Annotated in this window: 25 protein-coding genes, 1 pseudogene and 1 riboswitch; of the genes and pseudogenes, 17 read left to right on the top strand and 9 right to left on the bottom strand. The window is 52.8% G+C overall.

Going from position 1 to position 25,433, the window contains the following annotated elements; genetic code table 11:
- The first annotated feature begins 85 nt into the window (after positions 1-85).
- From bioB to slrP, 7 genes and pseudogenes are all read left to right on the top strand, one after another.
- Positions 86-1,126 (top strand): biotin synthase BioB, encoded by a 1,041-nt coding sequence (gene bioB / locus K8W53_RS15060; protein ID WP_000090727.1) that lies wholly within the window; start codon positions 86-88, stop codon positions 1,124-1,126.
- Positions 1,123-2,280, top strand: a complete 1,158-nt coding sequence (gene bioF / locus K8W53_RS15055) for an 8-amino-7-oxononanoate synthase (RefSeq protein WP_023223737.1) — start codon at positions 1,123-1,125, stop codon at positions 2,278-2,280. The genes bioB and bioF overlap by 4 nt, the downstream gene beginning before the upstream one ends.
- Positions 2,264-3,019 (top strand): malonyl-ACP O-methyltransferase BioC, encoded by a 756-nt coding sequence (gene bioC / locus K8W53_RS15050; protein WP_017441923.1) that lies wholly within the window; start codon positions 2,264-2,266, stop codon positions 3,017-3,019. The genes bioF and bioC overlap by 17 nt, the downstream gene beginning before the upstream one ends.
- Positions 3,012-3,698, top strand: coding sequence for a dethiobiotin synthase (gene bioD, locus K8W53_RS15045; protein WP_017441924.1), 687 nt, complete (start codon positions 3,012-3,014; stop codon positions 3,696-3,698). The genes bioC and bioD overlap by 8 nt, the downstream gene beginning before the upstream one ends.
- A 650-nt stretch (positions 3,699-4,348) precedes the next feature.
- Entirely contained in the window at positions 4,349-6,370 is a 2,022-nt protein-coding gene (gene uvrB, locus K8W53_RS15040) for an excinuclease ABC subunit UvrB (protein ID WP_000042502.1), read from the top strand.
- Positions 6,371-6,677: 307 nt separating this feature from the next.
- Positions 6,678-6,851 (top strand): annotated as a pseudogene (locus tag K8W53_RS15035) (hypothetical protein).
- A gap of 7 nt (positions 6,852-6,858) precedes the next feature.
- The gene (slrP, locus tag K8W53_RS15030) at positions 6,859-9,126 is read left to right on the top strand and encodes an SPI-1 type III secretion system effector E3 ubiquitin transferase SlrP (RefSeq protein WP_023223738.1); all 2,268 of its coding nucleotides are present in this window, start codon (positions 6,859-6,861) and stop codon (positions 9,124-9,126) included.
- A 95-nt stretch (positions 9,127-9,221) separates the two neighbouring features.
- On the opposite strand, the gene yvcK is transcribed toward slrP, so the two are convergent.
- Entirely contained in the window at positions 9,222-10,130 is a 909-nt protein-coding gene (yvcK, locus tag K8W53_RS15025) for a uridine diphosphate-N-acetylglucosamine-binding protein YvcK (protein ID WP_001246033.1), read from the bottom strand.
- Between the two features lie 264 nt (positions 10,131-10,394).
- Positions 10,395-10,539, top strand: a riboswitch (molybdenum cofactor riboswitch).
- On the opposite strand from yvcK, the gene moaA reads away from it, so the two are divergent.
- The 9 genes from moaA to K8W53_RS14980 all read left to right on the top strand — a co-directional run bounded on the left by moaA (position 10,527) and on the right by K8W53_RS14980 (position 16,035).
- Complete coding sequence (gene moaA / locus K8W53_RS15020; RefSeq protein ID WP_000168180.1) at positions 10,527-11,516, top strand: GTP 3',8-cyclase MoaA; 990 nt, start codon at positions 10,527-10,529, stop codon at positions 11,514-11,516. Its footprint overlaps the riboswitch before it by 13 nt.
- Positions 11,517-11,537: 21 nt before the next feature.
- Entirely contained in the window at positions 11,538-12,050 is a 513-nt protein-coding gene (gene moaB, locus K8W53_RS15015) for a molybdenum cofactor biosynthesis protein B (protein ID WP_000084604.1), read from the top strand.
- A 2-nt stretch (positions 12,051-12,052) separates the two neighbouring features.
- Entirely contained in the window at positions 12,053-12,538 is a 486-nt protein-coding gene (gene moaC / locus K8W53_RS15010) for a cyclic pyranopterin monophosphate synthase MoaC (RefSeq protein ID WP_000080894.1), read from the top strand.
- Positions 12,531-12,776, top strand: a complete 246-nt coding sequence (gene moaD / locus K8W53_RS15005; RefSeq protein WP_000598596.1) for a molybdopterin synthase sulfur carrier subunit — start codon at positions 12,531-12,533, stop codon at positions 12,774-12,776. Before moaC ends, moaD begins: the two co-directional genes overlap by 8 nt.
- Position 12,777: 1 nt before the next feature.
- Entirely contained in the window at positions 12,778-13,230 is a 453-nt protein-coding gene (gene moaE, locus K8W53_RS15000; protein ID WP_000545202.1) for a molybdopterin synthase catalytic subunit MoaE, read from the top strand.
- A gap of 47 nt (positions 13,231-13,277) precedes the next feature.
- A complete protein-coding gene (locus K8W53_RS14995) occupies positions 13,278-13,982 on the top strand; it encodes a Bax inhibitor-1 family protein (RefSeq protein ID WP_000373611.1) in 705 nt (234 codons plus the stop codon).
- A 145-nt stretch (positions 13,983-14,127) separates the two neighbouring features.
- Entirely contained in the window at positions 14,128-14,835 is a 708-nt protein-coding gene (locus tag K8W53_RS14990) for a Bax inhibitor-1 family protein (protein ID WP_023223739.1), read from the top strand.
- Positions 14,836-14,858: 23 nt separating this feature from the next.
- Positions 14,859-15,467 carry a hypothetical protein gene (locus tag K8W53_RS14985; protein ID WP_077944474.1) on the top strand — a complete coding sequence of 203 codons (609 nt, stop codon included), beginning with the start codon at positions 14,859-14,861 and terminating at the stop codon, positions 15,465-15,467.
- A 7-nt stretch (positions 15,468-15,474) separates the two neighbouring features.
- Positions 15,475-16,035: a hypothetical protein gene (locus tag K8W53_RS14980; RefSeq protein ID WP_001750124.1), complete on the top strand. Its 561-nt coding sequence runs from the start codon at positions 15,475-15,477 to the stop codon at positions 16,033-16,035.
- 2 nt (positions 16,036-16,037) lie between these two features.
- Here the strand turns inward: K8W53_RS14980 and K8W53_RS14975 are convergent, their stop codons facing one another.
- The 3 genes from K8W53_RS14975 to K8W53_RS14965 are packed head-to-tail and all read right to left on the bottom strand — an operon-like array spanning position 16,038 to position 18,996.
- Entirely contained in the window at positions 16,038-17,000 is a 963-nt protein-coding gene (locus tag K8W53_RS14975) for a lysylphosphatidylglycerol synthase transmembrane domain-containing protein (RefSeq protein ID WP_001129818.1), read from the bottom strand.
- Entirely contained in the window at positions 17,000-18,241 is a 1,242-nt protein-coding gene (gene clsB, locus K8W53_RS14970; protein ID WP_023223741.1) for a cardiolipin synthase ClsB, read from the bottom strand. The genes K8W53_RS14975 and clsB overlap by 1 nt, the downstream gene beginning before the upstream one ends.
- Positions 18,238-18,996, bottom strand: a complete 759-nt coding sequence (locus K8W53_RS14965) for an endonuclease/exonuclease/phosphatase family protein (protein WP_000192039.1) — start codon at positions 18,994-18,996, stop codon at positions 18,238-18,240. Before K8W53_RS14965 ends, clsB begins: the two co-directional genes overlap by 4 nt.
- A 132-nt stretch (positions 18,997-19,128) precedes the next feature.
- Here K8W53_RS14965 and K8W53_RS14960 point away from each other — a divergent pair, with 132 nt between their 5' ends.
- Entirely contained in the window at positions 19,129-19,539 is a 411-nt protein-coding gene (locus K8W53_RS14960; protein ID WP_000871970.1) for a YbhQ family protein, read from the top strand.
- Here the strand turns inward: K8W53_RS14960 and K8W53_RS14955 are convergent.
- The 5 genes from K8W53_RS14955 to cecR form a co-directional block, all read right to left on the bottom strand.
- Positions 19,501-20,607 (bottom strand): ABC transporter permease, encoded by a 1,107-nt coding sequence (locus K8W53_RS14955; protein WP_000469050.1) that lies wholly within the window; start codon positions 20,605-20,607, stop codon positions 19,501-19,503. The two genes, K8W53_RS14960 and K8W53_RS14955, sit on opposite strands and share 39 nt — an antisense overlap.
- A 115-nt stretch (positions 20,608-20,722) precedes the next feature.
- Positions 20,723-21,853 (bottom strand): ABC transporter permease, encoded by a 1,131-nt coding sequence (locus K8W53_RS14950; RefSeq protein ID WP_052939248.1) that lies wholly within the window; start codon positions 21,851-21,853, stop codon positions 20,723-20,725.
- On the bottom strand, positions 21,846-23,582 hold the full coding sequence (locus K8W53_RS14945; RefSeq protein ID WP_001287616.1) for an ATP-binding cassette domain-containing protein: 1,737 nt from the start codon (positions 23,580-23,582) through the stop codon (positions 21,846-21,848). Before K8W53_RS14945 ends, K8W53_RS14950 begins: the two co-directional genes overlap by 8 nt.
- A complete protein-coding gene (gene hlyD / locus K8W53_RS14940) occupies positions 23,575-24,570 on the bottom strand; it encodes a secretion protein HlyD (RefSeq protein ID WP_000743431.1) in 996 nt (331 codons plus the stop codon). The genes K8W53_RS14945 and hlyD overlap by 8 nt, the downstream gene beginning before the upstream one ends.
- Entirely contained in the window at positions 24,570-25,244 is a 675-nt protein-coding gene (gene cecR, locus K8W53_RS14935) for a transcriptional regulator CecR (RefSeq protein ID WP_001025260.1), read from the bottom strand. The genes hlyD and cecR overlap by 1 nt, the downstream gene beginning before the upstream one ends.
- Positions 25,245-25,433 lie beyond the last annotated feature (189 nt).

Genomic DNA, 25,433 nt, shown 5'->3' with positions numbered 1-25,433 from the left:
ATCGACTTGTAAACCAAATTAAAAAGATTTAGGTTTACGAGTCTACACCATATCAAAAACAAACAACATATTTTGGAGAAGCCCGATGGCTCGCCACCCACGCTGGACACTGTCGCAAGTAACCGAATTATTTGAAAAACCACTGCTGGAATTGCTGTTTGAAGCGCAGCAAATTCATCGCCAGCATTTCGATCCGCAGCAGGTACAGGTTAGTACGCTGCTGTCGATCAAAACCGGCGCCTGCCCGGAGGATTGTAAATACTGCCCGCAGAGCTCGCGCTATAAAACCGGGCTGGAAGCCGAGCGTTTAATGGAGGTAGAGCAGGTACTGGACTCCGCCCGTAAAGCGAAAAACGCCGGTTCGACCCGCTTCTGTATGGGAGCGGCCTGGAAGAATCCGCATGAACGCGATATGCCTTATCTGGAGCAGATTGTACAGGGCGTCAAAGCGATGGGGCTGGAAACCTGTATGACGCTCGGCATGTTGAACGAGAGCCAGGCGCAGCGTCTGGCTAACGCCGGGCTGGATTACTACAACCACAACCTCGATACCTCGCCGGAGTTTTACGGCAATATCATCACTACTCGTACCTATCAGGAGCGCCTCGACACGCTGGAAAAAGTCCGTGAAGCAGGGATTAAAGTGTGCTCCGGCGGCATTGTGGGTCTGGGCGAAACGGTTACCGATCGCGCCGGACTGTTGTTGCAGTTGGCGAACCTGCCGACGCCGCCGGAAAGCGTGCCAATCAACATGCTGGTGAAGGTGAAAGGCACACCGCTTGCGGATAACGATGACGTGGATGCGTTTGATTTTATTCGTACTATCGCCGTGGCGCGCATCATGATGCCGACCTCATACGTGCGTCTTTCCGCAGGGCGTGAACAGATGAACGAGCAGACCCAGGCGATGTGCTTTATGGCCGGGGCGAACTCGATTTTCTATGGCTGCAAATTGTTAACTACGCCAAATCCGGCAGAGGACAAGGATCTGCAGTTATTCCGTAAGCTGGGGCTGAATCCGCAGCAGACCAGGGTGCTGGCGGGCGATAACGAGCAGCAGCAACGTCTGGAGCAGACGCTGATGACGCCTGACACCGATGATTATTACAACGCGGCAGCCTTATGAGTTGGCAACAACGCGTCGACGATGCGCTGACGGCGCGTCGGGCGACGGATACGTTGCGCCGCCGCTATGTGGTGTCGCAGGGCGCCGGACGCTGGCTGGTAGCGAACGGGCGACAGTATCTTAACTTCTCCAGCAATGATTACCTCGGCTTAAGTCAACACCCGCAGATTATTCGCGCCTGGCAACAGGCAGCGACGCGTTTTGGCGTCGGCAGCGGCGGGTCGGGTCATATCAGCGGTTATTCCGTGGCGCACCAGGCGTTAGAGGAGGAACTGGCGCAATGGTTAGGATATCCACGCACGCTGCTGTTTATCTCTGGCTTTGCGGCGAATCAGGCGGTCATTACCGCCTTAATGAAAAAAAATGACCGGATTGTGGCCGACAGGTTGAGTCATGCTTCCCTGCTGGAGGCCGCCAATCTGAGTCCGGCGCAGCTTCGCCGCTTTATCCATAACGATACGCAGCATCTGTCGCGTTTACTGCAATCGCCCTGCGTGGGTCAGCAACTGGTGGTGACAGAAGGTGTATACAGCATGGACGGCGACAGCGCGCCGCTGGCGGAAATCCAGCACATTGCCCGCAGGCATCATGCCTGGCTGTTGGTTGATGATGCGCACGGCATCGGCGTGACTGGCGATGAGGGGCGGGGCACCTGCTGGCAACGGGGGGTGAAGCCTGAGTTGCTGGTGGTGACTTTCGGTAAGGGGTTTGGCGTCAGCGGCGCAGCGGTGCTCTGCTCGGAAAGCGTCGCGGATTATCTGCTGCAATTTGCCCGTCATCTGGTTTACAGCACCAGTATGCCGCCCGCCCAGGCGCAGGCGTTAAGCGCCTCGCTGGCGGTGATCCGTAGCGATGAAGGTGGTGAACGGCGCGAAAAACTCGCCGCTCTGGTTCAGCGCTTTCGGGCCGGCGTTAACGCGTCCCGATTTACGCTACTGAATGCTCATAGCGCCATCCAGCCGTTAATCGTGGGCGATAACAGCCGTGCATTGCGCCTGGCGGAGGCGCTGCGTCAACAAGGATGCTGGGCGACGGCGATTCGCCCGCCGACGGTGCCTGTCGGCACGGCGCGCCTGCGCTTAACGTTAACGCAGGCGCATGAAGCGTGCGATATCGACCGTCTGCTGGAGGTGCTGCATGGCGCAGGTGAATAAGCAGGCTATTGCGGCGGCGTTTGGCCGGGCCGCATCGCAATATGAACAGCACGCCTCTTTGCAGCAACACAGCGCGGATGCGCTGCTGACGCTGTTGGCAGGCCGCCAGTTTGCCAGTGTGTTGGACGCAGGCTGCGGCCCCGGACGTATGAGTCGTTACTGGCGAGAGCGGGGGAGCGAAGTGACCGCCCTGGATCTTTCGCTGCCGATGCTGCAACAGGCTCGCGATCGTCAGGCGGCGCATCACTATTTGCTGGCGGATATCGAAGCGATTCCCCATGACGCCGAAGTTTTTGACCTGGCCTGGAGCAACCTGGCGGTCCAGTGGTGTAGCGATTTACGTGATGCGTTGAGCGAGTTGTATCGGGTTGTACGGCCCGGCGGCGTGGTGGCGTTTACCACCTTGTGCCAGGGGTCGTTGCCGGAGCTGCGTCAGGCATGGCAGGCCGTCGATAATCGCGCTCACGCGAATAGCTTTTTGCCGGAAGAGGCCATTGACCACGCGCTGCGCGGCTGGCGGGCGTCTCGTCATACTCAGGCGATGACATTGTGGTTTGAGGATGCCCTGAGCGCGATGCGCTCGCTTAAAGGCATTGGCGCCACCCATCTTCATGAAGGGCGGGAGTCAGATGTATTAACCCGCGCCCGGCTTAGACAGATTCAGTTGGCATGGCCGCAGCGGCAGGGGAAATATCCGCTGACGTACCATCTTTTTATGGGAGTGATTGAACGTGACTAAACGCTATTTTGTGACCGGTACTGATACTGAAGTCGGTAAAACGGTTGCCAGTTGCGCCTTATTGCAGGCCGCAACGCAATTAGGTTATCAAACCGTAGGCTATAAGCCCGTCGCTTCCGGCAGCGAAATGACAACCGACGGGCTACGCAATGGCGATGCCCTGGCCTTGCAGCGTAACAGCAGCCTGCCGCAACCTTATTCCGCTATCAATCCTTATACTTTTGCCGAGCCTACCTCTCCCCACATCGTTAGCGCCGACGAAGGCCGGGCGATAGACGCGGCGGTATTATCACGCGGATTGCGAACGCTGGAGGCGCAGGCAGACTGGGTGTTGACAGAAGGGGCGGGCGGCTGGTTTACACCGCTCTCTGCCACGCTGACGTTTGCCGACTGGGTACAGACGGAGCAGCTGCCGGTGATTCTGGTTGTTGGCGTCAAGCTGGGCTGTATTAATCACGCCATGCTGACGGCGCTGGCGGTAGAACAGGCCGGATTACCGCTTGTCGGATGGATAGCCAACGACGTACAGCCGCCAGGCGCGCGTCATGGTGAATATCTCGCGACGCTTCGCCGCGTCATACCGGCCCCGCTGTTAGGGGAAATCCCGTGGCTGGGCGTTTCTCCATCGCAGGCGGCGACAGGACAGTATCTGGACCTTAGCCCCCTGGAACACGCCTGACCGCGCCTAAAAACCGCCTTCTTGCAGGATCAGACGATCCTGCTGTTCTTTCGCCAGACCCTCCTGACGTCGCCAGGCTAAAAATGTGCAAAATGTGAGCGTGTACGCTTCAATTTTTCCCTTCTCGTTAGCCAATAATCTGCCAAAAATAGCGATAATTTTTTTTTATCGCCCGGCGAAAACGTCAGGGGCTGATTTTGCCAGGCGGCAGGGGATACGGGCTGGAAGCAGTTATCCACTATTCCTGTGGATAACCTTGTGTATTAGAGTTAGAAAACACAACGTAAGCGAGAGGCGACGCGGCCTGCGACTAAATTGGCGCGAAAGACGGCTTGAGAAAATATCCCTTTTCAGACAGCAAGTTATATAAAATCAATGGTTGTAAAGGAAGGGGGATACGTTGACATAAAACTTTCATCATTCGACTTGACAAATGTTAAAAAAGACTCTGGTCTGGGGATAACCAGCACACTGCTGGAATTTTACCCCGCGACTGTCTATGTTTTACCTCTAAATAGCGTGGGGTATCTGCCGATAGCCATTATACACTGGAGTGTTACTGTTTTTTCATCCAGTATTTTTTATTGGCAATATTCACCGTCGAGAGTAAAATTACACCCCTGCCCGCTCACTCCTTCAGGTAGCCGCTCATGAGTAAACCGTTCAAACTGAATTCCGCTTTTAAACCTTCTGGCGATCAGCCGGACGCTATACGTCGTCTGGAAGAGGGGCTGGAGGACGGGCTGGCGCATCAGACGTTATTGGGCGTGACCGGCTCCGGGAAGACATTCACCATCGCCAACGTCATTGCGGACTTGCAGCGGCCAACGATGGTGCTTGCGCCCAATAAAACCCTGGCGGCGCAGCTCTACGGCGAAATGAAAGAGTTTTTCCCGGAAAACGCGGTGGAGTATTTCGTCTCCTACTATGACTACTATCAGCCGGAAGCGTATGTGCCAAGTTCGGATACGTTTATCGAAAAAGACGCTTCGGTAAACGAACATATTGAGCAAATGCGGTTGTCGGCAACGAAAGCGTTGCTTGAGCGACGCGATGTCGTGGTGGTGGCTTCCGTGTCCGCGATTTACGGTCTGGGCGATCCGGATCTCTACCTGAAAATGATGCTGCATCTGACGGTGGGAATGCTGATTGACCAGCGCGCGATTTTGCGTCGGCTGGCGGAATTGCAATACACCCGTAACGATCAAGCTTTTCAGCGTGGTACCTTTCGCGTGCGCGGCGAAGTGATCGACATCTTCCCGGCTGAATCTGACGACATCGCGCTACGCGTTGAGCTGTTTGATGAAGAAGTGGAACGCCTGTCGCTGTTCGACCCGTTAACCGGGCAGGTAGAGTCAACGGTGCCACGTTATACTATCTATCCCAAAACGCACTACGTGACGCCGCGCGAGCGTATTCTGCAGGCGATGGAAGAGATAAAAGATGAGCTGGCGGACAGGCGTAAGGTCTTGCTGGCAAATAATAAGCTGCTTGAAGAGCAGCGATTAAGCCAGCGCACGCAGTTCGATTTAGAGATGATGAACGAGCTGGGCTACTGCTCAGGCATTGAAAACTATTCCCGCTTTCTGTCGGGCCGCGGGCCGGGCGAACCGCCGCCAACCTTGTTCGATTATCTGCCCGCCGACGGACTGCTGGTGGTGGATGAGTCTCATGTCACCATCCCGCAGATAGGCGGCATGTACCGCGGCGACCGGGCGCGCAAAGAGACGCTGGTCGAGTATGGCTTCCGTCTGCCTTCGGCGCTGGATAACCGCCCGCTGAAGTTTGAGGAGTTTGAAGCCTTAGCGCCGCAAACTATCTATGTTTCCGCCACGCCCGGCAACTATGAGCTGGAAAAATCTGGTGATGAGGTGGTGGATCAGGTTGTGCGACCGACCGGGCTGCTGGACCCGATTATTGAAGTGCGTCCGGTGGCGACCCAGGTGGACGATCTGCTGTCCGAAATTCGTCAGCGTGCGGCCATTAATGAGCGTGTCCTTGTCACTACGCTTACCAAACGGATGGCGGAAGATTTGACCGAATATCTGGAAGAACACGGCGAGCGCGTGCGTTACCTGCACTCAGATATTGATACCGTGGAGCGCATGGAAATCATCCGCGATTTGCGTCTGGGCGAGTTTGACGTTCTGGTGGGGATTAACCTGCTGCGCGAAGGGCTGGATATGCCGGAAGTCTCGCTGGTGGCGATTCTGGACGCCGATAAAGAGGGCTTCCTGCGCTCCGAGCGCTCCCTGATTCAGACCATAGGACGCGCGGCGCGTAACGTTAACGGTAAAGCGATTTTGTATGGCGATAAAATCACGCCGTCGATGGCGAAGGCGATTGGCGAAACCGAGCGACGTCGTGAGAAGCAGCAGAAGTACAACGAAGAGCACGGTATCACTCCGCAGGGGCTGAACAAAAAAGTGGTCGACATCCTGGCGCTGGGGCAGAACATTGCGAAAACCAAAGCGAAGGGGAAAGGCAAGGGCCGTTCTACGGCGAAAGCCGGAATTGTCGAACTGGATATGACGCCGAAAGCGTTGCAGCAGAAAATTCATGAACTGGAAGGGCAAATGATGCAGCACGCGCAAAATCTGGAGTTTGAAGAAGCCGCGCAAATTCGCGACCAGTTGCACCAGTTACGCGAGTTGTTTATCGCGGCGTCCTGACAATGTGTCGATCGCCAGCGAGTCATCGTTACCATGGCTCGCTTTTGAGAATTTCAGTGCAATAGTAAGGGCTAAGTCAGTCAGGAATGAAAAACAGTGACAGGCTTTGACTAACGAGATTGTCGAAAAACTAAAAACATCAATGAGTTAGCTAGTTTAATCACAACTGAAGAAAATTAGCGTTGAGGCTGAACCCAACGCTAATTTTCCCTCTCTCCTCGGCTATGAAAAAAACGCCCCGTATTATCGGTATAGCTATCCTTATGATCGTCATTTTAATCTTATGTGAGTTCGTTGAAATCGTGTCATGGCAACAGATAACATCATCCTACATAAAAAAGAGGTGATGGAAGCGTGAGCATTTATAAGTCAAGCGCTGCAAATACTGAATGATTTGTCCGAAATAATGACGACCAGGACCTCTTATTTAAAGTTGAGAATATCCTTATCTGTTACTTTAGGTTACGTTCAGATCAGGTAGGGAAAATATGTTTAATATTACTAATATACAATCTACGGCAAGGCAGCAAAGTATTAGCAATGAGGCATCAACAGAGGTGCCTTTAAAAGAAGAGATATGGAATAAAATAAGTGCCTTTTTCTCTTCAGAACATCAGGTTGAAGCACAAAGCTGCATCGCTTATCTTTGTCATCCACCTGAAACCGCCTCGCCAGAAGAGATCAAAAGCAAGTTTGAATGTTTAAGGATGTTAGCTTTCCCGGCGTATGCGGATAATATTCAGTATAGTAGAGGGGGGGCAGACCAATACTGTATTTTGAGTGAAAATAGTCAGGAAATTCTGTCTATAGTTTTTAATACAGATGGATATACCGTTGAGGGAGGGGGAAAGTCAGTCACCTATACCCGTGTGACAGAAAGCGAGCAGGCGAGTAGCGCTTCCGGCTCCAAAGATACTGTGAATTATGAGTTAATCTGGTCTGAGTGGGTAAAAGCGGCGCCAGCGGAAGAGGCAGCAAATCGTGAAGAAGCCGTACAACGGATGCGTGACTGCCTGAAAAATAATAAGACGGAACTCCGTCTGAAAATATTAGGACTTACCACTATACCCGCCTGTATTCCTGAGCAGATAACTACTCTGATACTCGATAACAATGAACTGAAAAGTTTTCCGGAAAATTTACAGGGAAATATAAAGACCCTGTATGCCAGCAGTAATCAGCTAACCAGTATCCCTGCCACGTTACCGGATACCATAAAGAAAATGGAGCTGAGCATTAACCGTATTACTGAATTACCGGAACGTTTGCCTTCAGCGCTTCAATCGCTGGATCTTTTCCATAATAAAATTAGTTCCTTACCTGAAAATCTACCTGAGGAACTTCGGTACCTGAGCGTTTATGATAACCGCATAAGGACACTGCCAGAACATCTTCCGTCAGGGATTACCCATTTGAATGTGCAGAGTAATTCGTTAACCGCTCTGCCTGAAACATTGCCGCCGGGCCTGAAGAATCTGGAGGCCGGTGAAAATGCCTTAACCAGTCTGCCCGCATCGTTACCACCAGAATTACAGTTCCTGGATGTAAGTAAAAATCAGATTACTGTTCTGCCTGAAACACTACCTCCCACGATAACAACGCTGGACGTTTCCCGTAACGCATTGAGTAATCTACCGGAAAACCTCCCGGCGGCATTACAAATAATGCAGGCCTCTCGCAATCGCCTGGTCCGTCTCCCGGAGTCGTTACCCCGTTTTCGTGGTGAGGGACCTCGACCTACAAGAATAATCGTAGAACATAATCCTTTTTCAGAACGAACGATACAGAATATGCAGCGGCTAATGTCCTCTGCGGGTTATCAGGGACCCGAGGTATTTTTTGCCATGGGCGACTTTTCAATTGTTCGGGTAACTCGACCACTGCATCAAGCTGTCCAGGGGTGGCTAACCAATCTCGAGGAGGAAGACGTCAACCAATGGCGGGCGTTTGAGACGGAAGTAAACGCGGCAGCCTTCAGCATGTTTCTGGATCGTCTTAGCGATACGCAGAACACCCGACACCCGGATTTTAAGGAACAAGTCTCCGCCTGGCTAATGCGCCTGGCTGATGATAGCACACTAAGAGAAACCGCATTTTTTATAGCGATGGATGCAACGATAAGCTGTGAAGATCGGGTCACACTGGCATACCACCAAATGCAGGAAGCGACGTTGGTTCATGATGCTGAAAGAGGCGCCTTTGATAGCCACTTAGCGGAACTGATTATGGCGGGGCGTGAAATTTTTCGGCTGGAGCAAATAGAATCGCTCGCCAGAGAAAAGGTAAAACGGCTGTTTTTTATTGACGAAGTCGAAGTATACCTGGGTTTTCAGAATCAGTTACGAGAGTCGCTGTCGCTGACAACAATGACCCAGGATATGCGGTTCTATAACGTTTCGGGTATTACTGAGTCTGACCTGGACGATGCGGAAATAAGGATAAAAATTGCTGAAAATAGGGATTTTCACAAATGGTTTGCGCTGTGGGGGCCGTGGCATAAAGTGCTGGAGCGTATAGCGCCAGAAGAGTGGCGTGAAATGATGGACAAAAGGGCTGAGTGTATTGAAACGGATGAGTATCAGAGCCGGGTCAATGCTGAACTGGAAGCGTTAAGAATAGCAGACGACTCTGACGCAGAGCGTGCTATTGGGAAAAAAATAATGGAAGAAATTAATCAGTCACTCTGTACTGAGCTCATGGAGAATATATTGCTGAAAAAAGAGGTGAGCTCGCTCATGAGCGCCTACTGGCGGTAGCTGAACGCAGTTTATCAGAAGAGGGAGGGAGGGAGCCTGTTTACCCTTCGGTGTAAACAGGCTTTTGATAAGCGCAGCGTCGTCGGTAAACGGGCTTAACCCAACGCCTGTAGCGCTTTTTCCAGCGCATTGTGTAATAACTGACGATCGTGGCGATAGGGGATATCGCTGGCCTCCAGCACTTCCTGAATCACCAGCCGATCGTTCACCGCACTGACGTCAACTCGCGGCCCAACCACTACTGCGTCAATGACTTTTTTGCCAATATATTGCTCCATCATTGCCAGCTTATCGACCAGCGTTAAACTGGCGGCGGGCAGACTCAGTTCGCGACCCAGATTGCCGATATACACCATTGGCGCTGGGGTGCGCCGCAGCGCCTGCGCCAGTTCATCCAGCAGCAGGCAAGGCATCAGGCTGGTATAAAAACTGCCAGGGCCAATCAGAATCAGATCCGCGTCATTAATGGCCTGTACCGCTTCCCGCGTCGCCGGAACGTTTGGCGTTAACATGATCTCCTGCGGCGGAGTCGCTAACTGATCGATATTCACCTCGCCATAAATCTCATGCCCCTGATCGTCAATCGCCATCAGATCTACCGGTAGCTCCGACATCGGGATCAGCTGCGCGTCCACTTTAAGCAGATTACGAATTAAATTAATCGCTTCCAGAGGCCGCACGCTCAGATGATCTAACGCCTTTAACATCAAATTTCCGAGGTTATGACCAGAAAGTTCGCCATTACCGCCAAAACGGTACTCAAACATAGCGGATGCGACGCTGGGTTCGGTAATTAACTGATTCAGACAGTTGCGCATATCGCCCCAGGCGATCCCGCCTTCCGAGCGGCGAATACGGCCAGTTGACCCCCCGTTATCTGTGGTAGTCACAATGCCGGTCAGGCGCGAACCTAATGAAGAAAGCGAGGAGAGGACGCGTCCTAATCCATGCCCTCCGCCGAGGGCAACGACACGATCAAGGTCAGCCAGCGTACGATTGCGCATAAAAATTCCTGAAGTCAAATAAGCAGCGCTACAGTAGCGCAAGTCGCGGGTTTTCAGCAATTAGCCGACCGGCTAAAAGACAATTAATTATTCCCGACTACCCCTTTATAGCGAGGGCGTTACCACGGCTAAATGATATATATCAATGTAAAAGTGTGATTTTCACGTATTCTGTCGCTAAATAGCACGATCATATCGCTATGTATATGTTTATATAGCGAAAGCGTGATGGCGAAATTGTCATTTACACGCTAGTATCGGCGTAACCACAGTAAACACTCTAGCCTCTGCACCTGGGTCATTTTTGATATGGTGCTTTGGCCGTGACAACGTTTAACGTTTGCCACCAGGGCGCAGGAAGAAATGACTCCGCCTCCCGTATTTGGAAAGGTGTACATGGCTTCACAACTTACCGATGCTTTCGCGCGTAAGTTTTACTACTTGCGTTTGTCGATTACCGATGTGTGTAACTTTCGTTGCACCTACTGCCTGCCGGATGGCTACAAACCTGGCGGCGTCACTAACAACGGTTTCCTTACCGTTGATGAAATTCGTCGCGTTACGCGCGCTTTTGCCAGTCTTGGCACGGAGAAGGTGCGTCTTACCGGCGGCGAGCCTTCATTACGCCGCGATTTTACCGACATCATTGCCGCCGTGGGTGAAAATGATGCTATTCGCCAGATCGCGGTGACCACTAACGGTTATCGACTGGCGCGCGATGCCGCGAACTGGCGCGAAGCGGGGCTGACGGGCGTCAATGTTAGCGTGGATAGTCTGGATGCGCGTCAGTTCCATGCGATTACCGGTCAGGACAAATTCCGCCAGGTGATGGCGGGCATCGATGCCGCCTTTGACGCCGGTTTCGAAAAGGTGAAAGTCAACACCGTGCTGATGCGCGACGTGAATCACCATCAGTTGGATACCTTCCTTGCCTGGATTCAGCCTCGCCCCATTCAGCTACGCTTCATTGAACTTATGGAGACGGGCGAGGGGAGCGATCTCTTCCGCAAACATCATATTTCGGGTCAGGTATTGCGCGACGAGCTGATTAAGCGCGGCTGGATCCACCAGCTCCGCCAGCGTAGCGATGGCCCGGCGCAGGTTTTTTGTCATCCCGATTACGCCGGTGAGATCGGTCTCATTATGCCGTACGAAAAAGATTTCTGCGCCACCTGTAACCGCCTGCGTGTTTCGTCCGTCGGGAAGCTGCATTTATGTCTGTTTGGCGACGGCGGCGTAAGTTTACGCGACCTGTTACAGGATGATGCGCAGCAATACGCGCTTGAGGAACGTATTTCCGACGCGTTGCGGGAGAAAAAGCAGACCCACTTCCTTCATCAGAGCAATACTGGTATTACGCAAAATTTATCTTACATTGGCGGTTAATCCTTAATAAGGAGATTTCAGATGAGTCAGGTCAGCGCTGAATTTATCCCGACCCGCATCGCTATTCTTACTGTTTCCAGCCGACGCGGCGAAGAAGACGACACCTCCGGTCATTATCTGCGTGATTCGGCGCAGGAGGCCGGGCATGAAGTGGTGGCGAAAGCCATCGTTAAAGAGAACCGTTACGCGATTCGCGCCCAGGTTTCCGCCTGGATCGCCAGTGATGAGGTGCAGGTCGTATTGATAACTGGCGGGACCGGTTTGACCGAAGGCGATCAGGCGCCGGAAGCGCTGTTGCCGCTGTTCGATCGTGAAGTGGAAGGATTTGGCGAAGTGTTTCGCATGCTCTCGTTTGAAGAGATCGGCACCGCAACTCTGCAGTCGCGCGCGGTAGCTGGCGTGGCGAATAACACCTTGATTTTCGCCATGCCGGGCTCCACAAAAGCGTGCAGAACCGCATGGGAGAATATCATTGCGCCGCAGCTGGATGCCCGTACACGCCCATGTAATTTTCACCCTCATTTAAAGAAATAACGATGTCGCAATTAACCCATATAAACGCCGCAGGCGAAGCGCACATGGTGGACGTTTCCGCGAAAGCGGAAACCGTTCGTGAAGCGCGTGCGGAAGCATTCGTTACCATGCGTAGTGAAACGCTGGCGATGATTGTTGATGGCAAACACCACAAGGGCGATGTTTTCGCGACCGCCCGAATTGCCGGTATTCAGGCCGCCAAACGCACCTGGGAGCTGATCCCGCTGTGCCACCCGCTACTGCTAAGTAAAGTGGAGATTCAGCTTCAGGCCGAGCCGGAGCATAACCGCGTACGTATTGAGTCTCTGTGCCGTCTGACCGGTAAAACCGGCGTCGAAATGGAAGCGTTAACCGCGGCGTCCGTCGCGGCGTTAACCATCTACGACATGTGCAAAGCGGTACAAAAAGATATGGTAATTGGTCCGGTGCGCCTGCTGGCGAAAAGCGGCGGCAAATCGGGAGATTTTAAGGTGGATGCGCATGATTAAGGTGCTTTTCTTCGCCCAGGTTCGCGAGCTTACAGGAACTGATGCGCTGGATCTTCCAGCAGATTTTTCCACCGTTGAGTCGCTGCGACAGCATCTGGCGACAAAGAGCGATCGTTGGGCGCTGGCGCTGGAAGACGGCAAGCTGTTGGCGGCGGTCAACCAGACGCTGGTCAGTTTTGACCATCCGCTGACGGCGGGCGATGAAGTGGCGTTTTTCCCGCCAGTCACGGGGGGCTAACATGCACGAAACGCGAATTGTAGTCGGTCCTGCGCCGTTTAGCGTCGGGGAGGAATATTCCTGGCTGGCGGCGCGTGACGAAGACGGCGCGGTCGTCACCTTTACCGGAAAAGTGCGCAATCATAACCTGGGCGATAGCGTTAAGGCGCTGACGCTGGAGCATTATCCCGGCATGACTGAGAAAGCTCTGGCGGAGATCGTCGCCAAGGCGCGTTCCCGCTGGCCGCTGGGGCGGGTCACGGTGATTCATCGCGTTGGCGAATTATGGCCGGGCGATGAGATTGTGTTTGTCGGCGTCACCAGCGCGCACCGCAGTAGCGCGTTCGACGCCGGCCAGTTCATTATGGATTATCTGAAAACCCGTGCGCCGTTCTGGAAGCGTGAAGCCACGCCGGAAGGCGATCGCTGGGTCGAAGCGCGCGACAGCGACCAGCAGTTGGCGAAACGTTGGTAGCAGAATGTGATACGCTTTAGGGTATCATTTCCACACAGGAGTTCATCATGGACAGATTTCCACGATCTGATTCAATAGTGCAGGCGCGATCCGGCCTGCAGACCTATATGGCGCAAGTGTATGGCTGGATGACGGTCGGACTGTTACTGACCGCGTTTATCGCGTGGTATGCGGCTAATACGCCAGCCGTCATGATGTTTGTCTTTTCCAGTAAGATCACCTTCTTTGGCTTAATTATTGCCCAGCTTGCGCTGGTGTTTGTTCTGTCGGGACTGGTGCATAAACTTAGCGCCGGAATGGCGACCACGCTGTTTATGCTCTATTCGGCGCTAACCGGATTGACGTTATCCAGTATTTTTATCGTTTACACCTACTCCTCTATCGCCAGCACGTTTGTGGTGACGGGGGGAATGTTTGGCGCCATGAGCCTGTACGGGTACACCACTAAACGCGATCTTAGCGGTTTCGGCAATATGCTGTTTATGGCGCTTATTGGTATCGTTCTGGCGTCGCTGGTCAATTTCTGGCTGAAGAGTGAAGCGCTGATGTGGGCGGTAACCTATATCGGGGTGGTGGTGTTTGTCGGTCTGACCGCCTATGACACGCAGAAACTGAAAAATATCGGCGAGCAAATAGATACCCGCGATAGCGCTAATCTGCGTAAATATTCGATTCTCGGCGCGTTAACGCTGTACCTGGACTTTATCAACCTGTTCCTGATGTTACTGCGTATTTTTGGTAATCGCCGCTAATTATAGCGATCTCTTAAAATCCTGGCCCTGCGCCAGGATTTTTTTAGGACTATATTTAGGGCGAAACAGCATAAATATCTTAGAAATGTTTTCCTGCGCTTGCCATTCTTATCACCGTGATCATGTGAAGAGTGATAAATGACAAGTGGGACCTCTGGCTGCAATACGTATACGACAAATAGCATTTATTCCCGCGACAATGTTATCCCTTACCTATTGGTATACTGCGTTGGGACTATGGTGTACCGCCGGCATTATATGGTTAACGTTGTATACTCATTTTTTGATAACCCACGTTCAACCTGTTGTTGTTTTGTGGATATCAGCACTTTTGCTTGGTCTGGGGTATGGGGCCATTACCTGTCTTTCCCGCTTTGGCACTGTTGTCACAACGTTGATATATATTGCCATCATTACGCTTACCGGCGTGTCATTAGCTTACCTTTTCTCAGGTGGCGCGACCATTTTCGTGATTGTTGGAATCATGTTTAGTCTTAATGCCTTATTTATTTTCTACCTGAATATCAGTTCTGGTCTATTCAGGCCGTTAATTTTTATGGTGGTAAGCGGGATCATCGCTGCGATAGTTGTCAATAGCCTGGTGGCCAGTAGCACTCTGGTCTGGATAGTCAGTGTACTGACGGTATTGGTGTGGACATTGATTACAGCACTAGAAAAATCGACACTTCATGGTTATGCCCGCATGTTATACCACAGCGAGTTTTCATCCCTGTCTCGTTGCGCTTTATTTGGCGCGCTGACGCTTTACCTTGGCATTATTAATGCTGTGGTTACGCTGTGTCGTTATATCATTTTGATGATTCTGGAAATACTATTATCTTTCAGGCCGTAGGTGTTGCAGGTTTTTTATTCAGGTTGGTGATGATGGGTATAATGAGTAAATTATGTGGCAAACAATTTTGGTTAGCGTTTTGTGAAGCTAAAGACGTCACTCGCGCCATTAAAAATGGCGGCGAGGATTTTAATAAGAAATGCCCGCCAGCGCTGATTTCTCATTTCATTACCGGATTGTCATGGGAACATTCATTACCCAATCCTGCGCCTGTTTGCGCGTTTAGTTTTATGCTTCTTGTGGGAGGTGTGTGCAGTGCGCATTTTGTTTTTGATAAGTTTATTCTATATTGGCCACTAAATATAATCATTTATTTGGGCAGTGCTATAGGTATGATGCTATGTGTTATGGCTGAGGTATGGCTTATTGCCAAGGGTTATATCCTGGGGTTGCGCCTCTGCGTTTTACTGTTTTTATTAAATATTATGCTCTGCGGTACTGGATTATTTGACGTGTTGTGCAATCAAAATAGCGAACTAAAGAGTGATCTGGTTATCGCGATTATTATGGTTGTGCTTTGCCGCTGGGTGATGAATGGCGAAACGTTTACGATGATGATTCGTTTCTGCCTAGGGCGTCGATTAGTGCGAGTCGCATTACAAAAATATCTCACCTCACAGACAAGGAAATGATAAGCCCATGAATCTGATGACGTGGCTAACAGGAAAAACACTGGCGGAGCTGGTGAAAAAAGGGCAGTTGATCCCGCCAGAAATTAAGTTACCTGTGTATCCGGCCAGCCACTACAAAAAAAACTGGTATGAACAAGGTATTCCTCACGGAGGCGTTATTGGGCTTACGGCGATCATGATGACCATGACATGGATCGTCAGTATAAACATGGTTATTGCGCAGTTTGAGCTGCACAATAAAAAGCATCTGGAGCTGGTCTTCTTCCTGACCGTGGGCTATATCGCTTTTCTTACCCCGTCAAATCAGCTCCTGCTTAAAGGAAGAATGAGCGGGGTCATTATTTACCGCTATGCGCTATTGTTGGCCATTATTTCCGTTACGTTGGCAACGTTCTGTACCCTGTCATCAGTATTCATGGGCGAGTTTCACGAAGTGCTCCTGCTGCTGTTTAGCTGGTCATTGCTGCTTTTTTCCCGCTTACAGATGAATACGTCTTTTTTCTCAGCATATGTTTATTTTTACCGGATAAAACGCGTTGTGCTGGAAAGCGAAAACGCGTCTGCTTAAATTCATTTCGCCATCGCCCGCTCGTTTTTCGCCCGCAACTTCTTCGCCCGGCTCTCCAGGATCAGGTAGCACACCAGCGCCAGCAACAGGGGAATAAAATAGTAAAGCACACGGTACGCGAGCAGGGCGGCGATAATCGTGCCTTGCGACGTATGTTCGCCCGCCAGCAACGCGAGGAATACGGCCTCCAGCACGCCGATGCCTGCCGGAATATGCACGATGACGCCCGCGATACTGCTCACCAGCAGTACGCCCAGCACAAAGAAATAGTTCACATCCTGACCCATCAGCAGCCAGATGATGGCGCCCATCGCCATCCAGTTCGCGCTGGAGATCGCCATCTGCGCCAGCGCGAATTTCCATGACGGCAGCACCAGTTTCTGCCCTTTAATCGTCATATGCCGCCGCTTCGCAAAGGCGCAAAACCACAGATAGATCGCGATAACCAACAATAAAACGATACCGAGAATACGTAGCGTGCCTTCATCGATATACCAGTGGTCGGGAAGCTGGACAATGCCGAAGGTAAAAATGATGCCGCCAAGCAGAATATAGCCCAGCCAGTTAGTGGTAATGCTGAGTGAGAAAATGCGCGTAATAGTACTGCCGGGCAACCCGAGGCGAGAGTATAGTCGGTAACGCATCCCGATCCCGCCGACCCAGGTGCTGAGCGTCAGGTTAAAGGCATAGCAGACGAACGATACCAACATCACCTGTCGCTTCGCCAGCTTATGGCCGCAATAAAGCCGTCCAAGCAGGTCGTAGCAGCCGTACAGAAGATAGCTAACGATCACCAGTCCTACAGCGCTTAAAAGCGCCGTGCGGTTATAGTCGCGGATGACGGTCCAGACATCGCCCCAGTCGACCTTTTTAGCATAAACCACCAGCAGAACGACGACCGCAATAAAAAACAGCCAGGTCAGCACTTTTTTAGCCAGCCGCCAGCGCGGATGCGATTTAGCCATTAGGGCTTCACTCCTGTATTTTCTGGATCAACGCGATCCTGGGTTTCCATTTTTGGCTGGGCAGGCGGGGGAACCTGCGCCAGATGCGGGGTATGCGCAGGTAGCCAGCCGACCAGCGCCGGGAAATGACGTAAAAAGTGGAACGCCAGCACGCTTTTGGTCAGGTTCCACCAGGTGCGTTTCGGCAGCATAGACTCATCGACCTGCTTACAATCATTCACGATGATGCCTTGTAAATTATCGCGCAGGGTCTGGTTAAAAGTACGATCGTGAATGATCAGGTTAGCTTCAAGGTTAAGCGACAGGCTGAGCGGATCGAGATTACTCGACCCTACCGTGGCCCAGTGATCGTCCATCAGCGCCACTTTGCCATGCAGCGGACGGCGTCGGTATTCATAAACCTGCACGCCGCCCTTCACCAGATAGTTATAGAGCAACCGCGCGCCGACTTTGACTATCGGCATGTCTGGTTCCCCCTGGACAATCAGTTTTACGCTCACGCCACGGCGGGCGGCTTTACGCATTGCGTGGAGCAAGCGATAGCCGGGGAAAAAATAGGCGTTAGCGATAATCACTTCACGCTTTGCCTGGGTCAGCATTTTCAGATAATGACGTTCGATATCGTCGCGGTGCTCTTCATTATCCCGCCAGACAAACAGCGCCTGCGCTTCGCCGGGGTGACGGTTTTCTTCTGCCTGGTGATGGCGCTTCCACCAGCGGCGCGCGGGGCTTTGCCCCGGCAGATTCTCGACTTCGAATTGCAGGATATCGGCCACAACAGGCCCTTCGACCCGTACCGCGTAGTCTTGTTTCGCCTGCGGGCCGTAATCCGACATATGTTCGGCGGAGTAGTTAATGCCGCCGACAAAGGCAATACGATCATCAATCACCACAATTTTGCGGTGCATTCGGCGGAAGATATTAGTTCGCAACCCCAGTAGACGCGGGCGGGGGTCGTAATAGCGAAAAATAACTCCCGCCGAGGTTAATTCGCCGACAAACGCGTCGCTGAGATCGGGAGAGCCGTAGCCGTCGAGTAATACTTCGGCTTTTACGCCGCGCTGTGCGGCTTTTAGCAGAGCGGCATGGAGTTTTTTACCCACCTCATCTTCAAACAAGATAAAGGTTTCCAGAATGATTTTTTGCTGTGCCTGAGCGATAGCCTCAAACACGGCAGGATAGAACTGGTCGCCGTTTTCCAGTAGCTGAATTTGATTACCTTCACGCCAGCCGCATTTCATAGATGGATCTCCGCGCTAAGGGGGGCATGGTCTGATAAATGTCGCCAGTTCCGCAGCGGTAGCGCCGTAGGAGAACTGGCGTTCGCATTCTTGACGTAAATACGATCGAGTCGCAGCAGCGGCATACTCACCGGGAATGTGCGCGCCGGTCGGCCATGGGCACGGGTGAATATCTCCTCCAGCCCGGCCGCGTTTAACGGCGGGCCGGCCTTTTGCCGCCAGTCATTAAAGTCTCCGGCCACCAGCACCGGTTCTGATTCCGGCAAGGCATTCACCCATCCCGCCAGCATGGTTAGCTGTGCCTGGCGGTGACTCTCCCGCAGGCCGAGATGTACGCACATGACGTGGATAGGGCGGTTGAGCATGGGCGGCGTAATGCGGCAATAGAGCACGCCGCGTTTTTCGCTACCGCCGACCGAGACGTCGCGATTTTCATAATGTTCAATGGGATAGCGAGAAAGAACCGCGTTACCGTGATGGCCTTCCGGATAGACCGCATTGCGGCCATAGGCGAAATCGCTCCACATGGTGTCGGCCAAAAATTCATAGTGGGTAGTGTCCGGCCAGTTTTCGATATGCAGCGGATGTACTTCATGCGCGCCCATCACTTCTTGCAGACAGACGATATCGGCGCCAACCGTTCTGACGGCGTCGCGTAGCTCCGGCAGGATGAAGCGTTTATTAAAGGCGGTAAAACCTTTGTGCGTATTAATTGTGAGCACTTTGAATGAAAAATTTCGCGTGTGTTGAGTCATTTTCTTCCTGTCCGCGTCACTATCCTGATTGAAATAGTGTAGTCGTCGTCACAAAAAGATGCGGTCTTACGGAATTTTCCGTAAAGTTCGGTACTCTGAATAATGAGAGAAAAATGCTTCAGGAGAAAAGCCATGAAGTGGCAACAACGCGTTCGTGTCGCAACCGGCCTCGGTTGTTGGCAGATTATGTTGCATTTACTGGTAGTGGCGATGCTGGTAATAGGCTGGATGAGCGGCACATTAGTGCGCGTCGGCCTGGGATTATGCGTGCTTTATGGCGTGACGGTACTGCTGATGCTGGCGTTGCAGCGCCATCATGAGCAACGCTGGCGCGATGTGGCGGATGTGCTGGAAGAGCTGACTACCACCTGGTACTTCGGCACCGCGCTGATTGTCCTCTGGCTGCTATCCCGCGTATTGCAAAACAATGTCTTACTGGCGCTGGCGGGGCTGGCTATCCTGGCCGGGCCCGCCGTGGTCTCGCTACTGGCGAAAGATAAAAAGCTACATCACTTTGCGTCTAAACATCGCATACGCCGCTGAACCCGTGGTGGCCGCTATCACCAGTAGCGGCCACAAACTTCCCCAGACAATCCCCAGACTCGCATCCTTAAGATAAATTTGCTTGGTAATATCAGTAAAGTGGCGGATAGGATTTATCCACGTCAGGTTTTGCAGCCAGACTGGCATATTTTCCACCGGCGAGACATAACCCGAGAGCAAAATCGCTGGCATCATAAAGACAAAGACGCCGATAAACGCCTGCTGTTGCGTGGCGCAAAGCGATGATATCAGCAAGCCAAAGCCTACCAGCGACAGCCCGTAAATCACCATCGTGAAATAAAACAGCGCTAATGAACCGGCGAAGGGAATTTGGTATGCCCAAATGCCGATAGCCAGCACGATCGTGGCCTGGAAGGTCGCGACAATCAGCGCCGGCACCGCTTTACCAACGAAAATCTGCCAGGTGGTGAGCGGAGAGACCAGCAGCTGATCCAGAGTGCCTTGTTCACGCTCGCGGGCGACGGACAGCGAAGTGACGATCATCACGCCAATAGTGGTGATCATGGCGATCAGCGAGGGCACCACAAACCACTTGTAGTCCAGATTCGGGTTATACCAGTTGCGTACCACCAGTTCGCTATTGTTGGGCTTTGGCTTGCCGTCCATCAATGTCTGCTGATACTCCTTGACGATCTGTTGCAGATAATTGGCGGCGATTTGCGCGCTGTTGGAGTTACGTCCATCAAGAATGAGTTGCATCGGCGCAGGCTGGAAGGTATCCAGATTCCGCGAGAAATCCGCCGGGAAGCGTACCAGCAGCAGCGCTTTTTGCGTATCGATAGTCGGCTGGATCTCCTGCGGACTGTTCAGCAATAGCACATGGGTAAACGCTTTCGCGCGGGCAAAGCGCTGGGTAAGTTCTACCGAATGTTTGCCGTTATCTTCGTTGTAGATAGCGATAGTCGCGTTAGTGACTTCAAGCGTCGCGGCGAACGGAAACAGGATGACCTGAATCAGCACCGGCAGAATCAGGATCGCGCGCGTTTGCGGTTCGCGTAAAAGCGATTGCAGTTCTTTGCGAATTAACGTCCATAAACGATGAAACATGTCCGTCCTCTCAGTCCAGTTTGTAGGCCTGATAAGCAAAGCGCATCAGGCATAATGCCGGATGGCGGCGTGAACGCCTTATCCGGCCTACGACGACAATTATCCATACACATATTTAATCCAGCCGTCGTTTGGTTTTTAGCCACGTCAGGCCAATAAACATCACCGCCGAGGCGATTAAAAACAGTACATTAACGCCTAACACGATCGGAATATTGCCGGCCAGAAACAGACTTTGCAGGGTGCTAACAAAATAGCGCGCCGGAATAATATAGGTCACCGCGCGGATCACCGCAGGCATACTGTCTATCTGGAAGATAAATCCGGACAGCATAATCGAGGGCAAAAAGGCGGCGTTCAGCGCCACCTGCGCGGCGTTAAACTGGTTGCGAGTAATGGTGGAAATCAACAGCCCCATCCCCAGCGTACTCAGTAAAAACAGACTGGTGATGATAAACAGAATCACCAGCGAACCGCGATACGGCACGCCGAGAATAAACACCGATACCAGCATACAGAGCAGCATCGCCAGCATACCGAGAAAGTAATAGGGAATAAGCTTACACAGCAGCAGTTCAACACGCGTCACTTCGGTTGAGAGCAGCGCCTCCATCGTGCCGCGCTCCCATTCGCGGGCAACGACCAGCGAGGTGAGGATTGCGCCAATTACCGTCATGATAATGGTCACCGCCCCGGGAATAATAAAATGCTGACTGATCGCCGCCGGGTTAAACCAGTAGCGCGTCTGGACGTCGATGAGCGGTTCAAAGGTGTCGCCGCGATCTTCCGCCCGCTGCTGTTGCCAGATTTGCCAGATGCCTTCAACATAACCCTGAACGAAGTTGGCGGTGTTTGGCTCGCTGCCGTCGGTAATCACCTGAATCGGCGCGCTGTCACCGGCGCGCGCCATTTGCTGCGCGAAATCCACCGGAATCACCACCAGTCCGCGAATGCGTCCGGCCTGCATTTTTTCAATTAATTCATGGCGATTATCGCTAATGGTCGCGTCGATATAGGGTGAACCGGTCATCGCATGAGTGAAATCCAGCGCCTCCTGGCTTTGCTGTTCAAGCAGAATCCCCACCCGCAGCTTGCTGGAGTCGAGGTTAATGCCGTAACCAAAAATAAACAGCAACAGCAGCGGGATCACCACCGCAATCAGCCAGCTACTGGGATCGCGCACGATCTGGCGCGTCTCTTTGACGCACAACGCACGCACGCGGCGCCAGGAGAGAGACTTACTCATGCGTATGCTCCTTATCCCAGTCATTGATGAGAGTGATAAAGGCCTGCTCCATCGTTGGATCGGCCTGTTGCTCATCGGCGGCCTGCGCTTTGAGATCGTCCGGCGTACCGCTGGCGATAAGCTTCCCGCGATAAACCAGTCCGATGCGATCGCAATATTCCGCCTCATCCATAAAGTGGGTCGTCACCATTACCGTGACCCCTTTTTCCACCATGCTATTAATATGCAGCCAAAATTCACGGCGGGTGAGGGGATCAACCCCGGACGTTGGTTCATCAAGGAATAAAATATCCGGTTCGTGCATCAGCGAGCAGGCCAGCGCCAGTCGCTGTTTAAAGCCCAGCGGTAGCGCATCGGTGGGATGCGACGCGATGCTTTTCAGACCAAACGCTTCACTCATGCGCTGAATTTTTTCATTTTGCGCGCGGCCCCGCAAACCGTAGACGCCGGAGAAAAAACGCAGGTTCTGCTCAACCGTCAGGTTGCCGTAAAGCGAAAATTTTTGCGCCATATAGCCCAGATGCTGACGGGCTTTGCCGGAGCTGACTTTCAGGTCCATATCCAGCACCAGCGCCTTGCCGGACGTCGGCACCAGCAGGCCGCACATCATTTTAAAGGTGGTTGATTTACCCGCGCCGTTCGGGCCGAGCAGGCCAAAAATCTCGCCGCGCTGTACGACGAAATTAACATGGTCCGTGGCCGCGAAATCGCCAAATTTTTTCGTCAGTTCCTGCGCTTCAATCACCGTTTCGCCGGCAGTGCCTTCAACCGTATGCAGGATTGAACCCAGCGGAGACTCCGAGGTTCCCGCTCCGCCAAGCAGATCGATAAACGCATCTTCGAAACGCGGCGCGGTCTCATTGAGGGTGATTTCCGGCATCCCTTCGGCCTGACGAATATCTGCTGCGGTCGCCTCTTTTTTCAGGATCAGGCGTACCGAACGTCCCTGAATCATGCCGTCACTCACCTGCGGCAGTCTGAGCGCTCTCTGTAGCAACTTACGGTTGTTTTCCTGTGGACTGCTCATCAGAAAGCTACGACCGGCCATCGTTTGCGTCAGCGCTTTAGGTTCGCCCTGATAGAGCAGCTCGCCTTCATTCATCAGCAGCACATCGCGACACTGTTCGGCTTCATCCAGATAGGAGGTGCTCCATAAAATCAGCATCCCGTCGCCCGCCAGTTCGTGGACCATTTGCCACAACTCGCGCCGTGAAATCGGGTCAACGCCAACGCCCGGTTCATCCAACAGCAGCACTTTCGGTTCGCCGACCAGCGTACAGGCCAGCCCCAATTTTTGCTTCATCCCGCCGGACAATTTTCCTGCCAGACGGCCAGTGAAAGGGCCGAGGGCGGTAAACTCCAACAAACGGGCAAAGGTCTTTTCCCGTATCTCGCCGGTAACGCTGCGTAAATCGGCATAGAGATTAAGGTTCTCCATGACGGTAAGATCTTCATACAGACCGAATTTCTGCGGCATATAGCCCAGAACCGCGTGCAGCTCGCTGTCGTTTTGTATCGGATCGAAGCCCAATACGGACGCGCTGCCGCCATCGGCTTTGAGCAGGCCCGCCAGCATACGCATTAGCGTGGTTTTTCCTGCGCCGTCCGGCCCTACCAGCCCGGTGACATAACCGGAATGAATGGTACAGTCGAGCGGCGCGACGGCGGGTTTATCCATTCCCGCAAAGCGCTTCGTCAGACCGTGCAGCGTAATAACGGCCTCACTCATGCCGTGCCTCGTCATTAAATTTCACCGTGACTGGCATCCCCTGGCGTAACGCATCGTCCGCATCGGTGACGATAATGCGCAGGCGATAGACAAGATCGGTACGCAGATCCGGCGTTTCGACGGTTTTCGGCGTAAATTCCGCGGTGGGCGAAACGAAACCAATCTTGCCGTGGTAAGGTTTGTCAGGACGACCGTCGGTATACAACAGAATGTCGCGCCCCGGTTGCGTCTGACTGAGGTTGCGTTCATCGACATAGGCGCGCACCCAGACGGGGCGGGTCAGCGAGAGCGTTAATACCGTGCTGCCGGCGTTCAGCATACTGCCAGGCTCGACCGCGCGGGTGAGCAAGGTTCCGTTGGCAGGCGCGATAAGCGTAGTGTCCTGCAAATCAAGCTGCGCCTGCGCCAGTTGGGCCTTTGCCTGTTCCAGGCTGGCTTTCGCCTGGGCGATATCCTGTTCACGATTACCGGTACGGTACTGGCTCAGTTTATCCTGCGCGGACTTCAGCGTCGCCTGCGCCTGATCGCGCGATGAGCGGGCGTTTTCCAGATCGTTAGCGGAAATGGTGCGGCTTTTCCACAATCCTTGCTGACGGTTATAAAAGTTTTGCGCGTAGTCATAGGCGGCTTGCGCCTGTCTGACGGCGGCGGCGGCCTGGGCTATCTCTTCATCGCGATAGCCTGCCAGCATCAAATCATATTGCGCCTGCGCGACCGACACGCCAGCTTTCGCCTGCATTAGCGCGTTTTCGTATGGCGCGTGATCCAGTTCGCCGAGCACCTGTCCGGCTTTGATGGCATCGCCTTCATCAACATTCAGCGACGCCAGCCTGCCGCCGACGCGAAAGCTGATATTGACGGTACGGATATCGACATTACCGTATAGCGTCAGCCCATCGTCCTGCCGACTTTGATACCACCAGGTTCCACCGGCAATCACAGCGACGATCGCTGCGATTGCCAGTCCGATAACGACAGGTTTTTTCATCAGTCCAGACTCCTTTGCGTTAAACCGTGCAGAATAAGATCGATGTGGCAGGTTACCGTCTGGTAAATCAGCTCCGCTTTTTCTTCATCAAACTGCGGCCAGCCGGTACGTAACAGAATAGTTTCTTTGCCGAGACGAAACGCCAGCACTTCGCCCAGTAAGGCATGGGTATGCAAAATCATGCGCGTATCATTGGCGTCGCAGCCGGTATAAGCGGCAACCAATCTTGTCAGATGGGTGTGCAACGGATCGATAACCTGTTCATGAACCAATTGATAGGCCGACGTGGGAGAGAGCTGCTCGCGTGAAATAAATTTGCTCAGGTTAACGGTGTCTTCCTGCGTCAGCAGCATAATCATGTTCTTGCAGGCGAGCAGAATAAGCTCGCGTATGGCGTCCCGGTCAGGGACAGGCTGGCTAAACAGACGTTCCGCTTTTTCAGCATGGGGGCGAAATTTTTCGCCAAGAAAATCGGCAATCCACTGGGCGCAGGCGAGGTATAAATCCTCTTTTGAGCCGAAATAGTAAGTAATAGCGGCAATATTTTGCCCCGCCAGCGCGGCGATATCGCGCGTGGTGGCATGGAGGCCATACTCGCCAAACTGCGCCAGCGCGGCGGCAATGAGCTGACTTTTCGCCTGCTCGCCCTTGGTGGTCGTGGTGGGAATATTCATCACACGCCCTAATTTTTAATCAATCGATTGATTAAGATTATGACTCATAATGGCACTTGTCCAGTGTGGTCGATTAATTTGTCTTTGCCACCTTCCGGGATAATTTATGCGCCGCATCACAAAAACTGCTACACTCCGCCCCTTCATGACATTGTGGTTTTTGTCATTCCAAATTTGAGCATCTCCCTG

Source organism: Salmonella sp. A29-2 (genome assembly GCF_020150755.1).
Classification (GTDB): domain Bacteria; phylum Pseudomonadota; class Gammaproteobacteria; order Enterobacterales; family Enterobacteriaceae; genus Salmonella; species Salmonella enterica.
The sequence above is the reverse complement of the archived record's forward strand: the minus strand, read 5'-3'. Positions and strand labels throughout refer to the sequence as shown.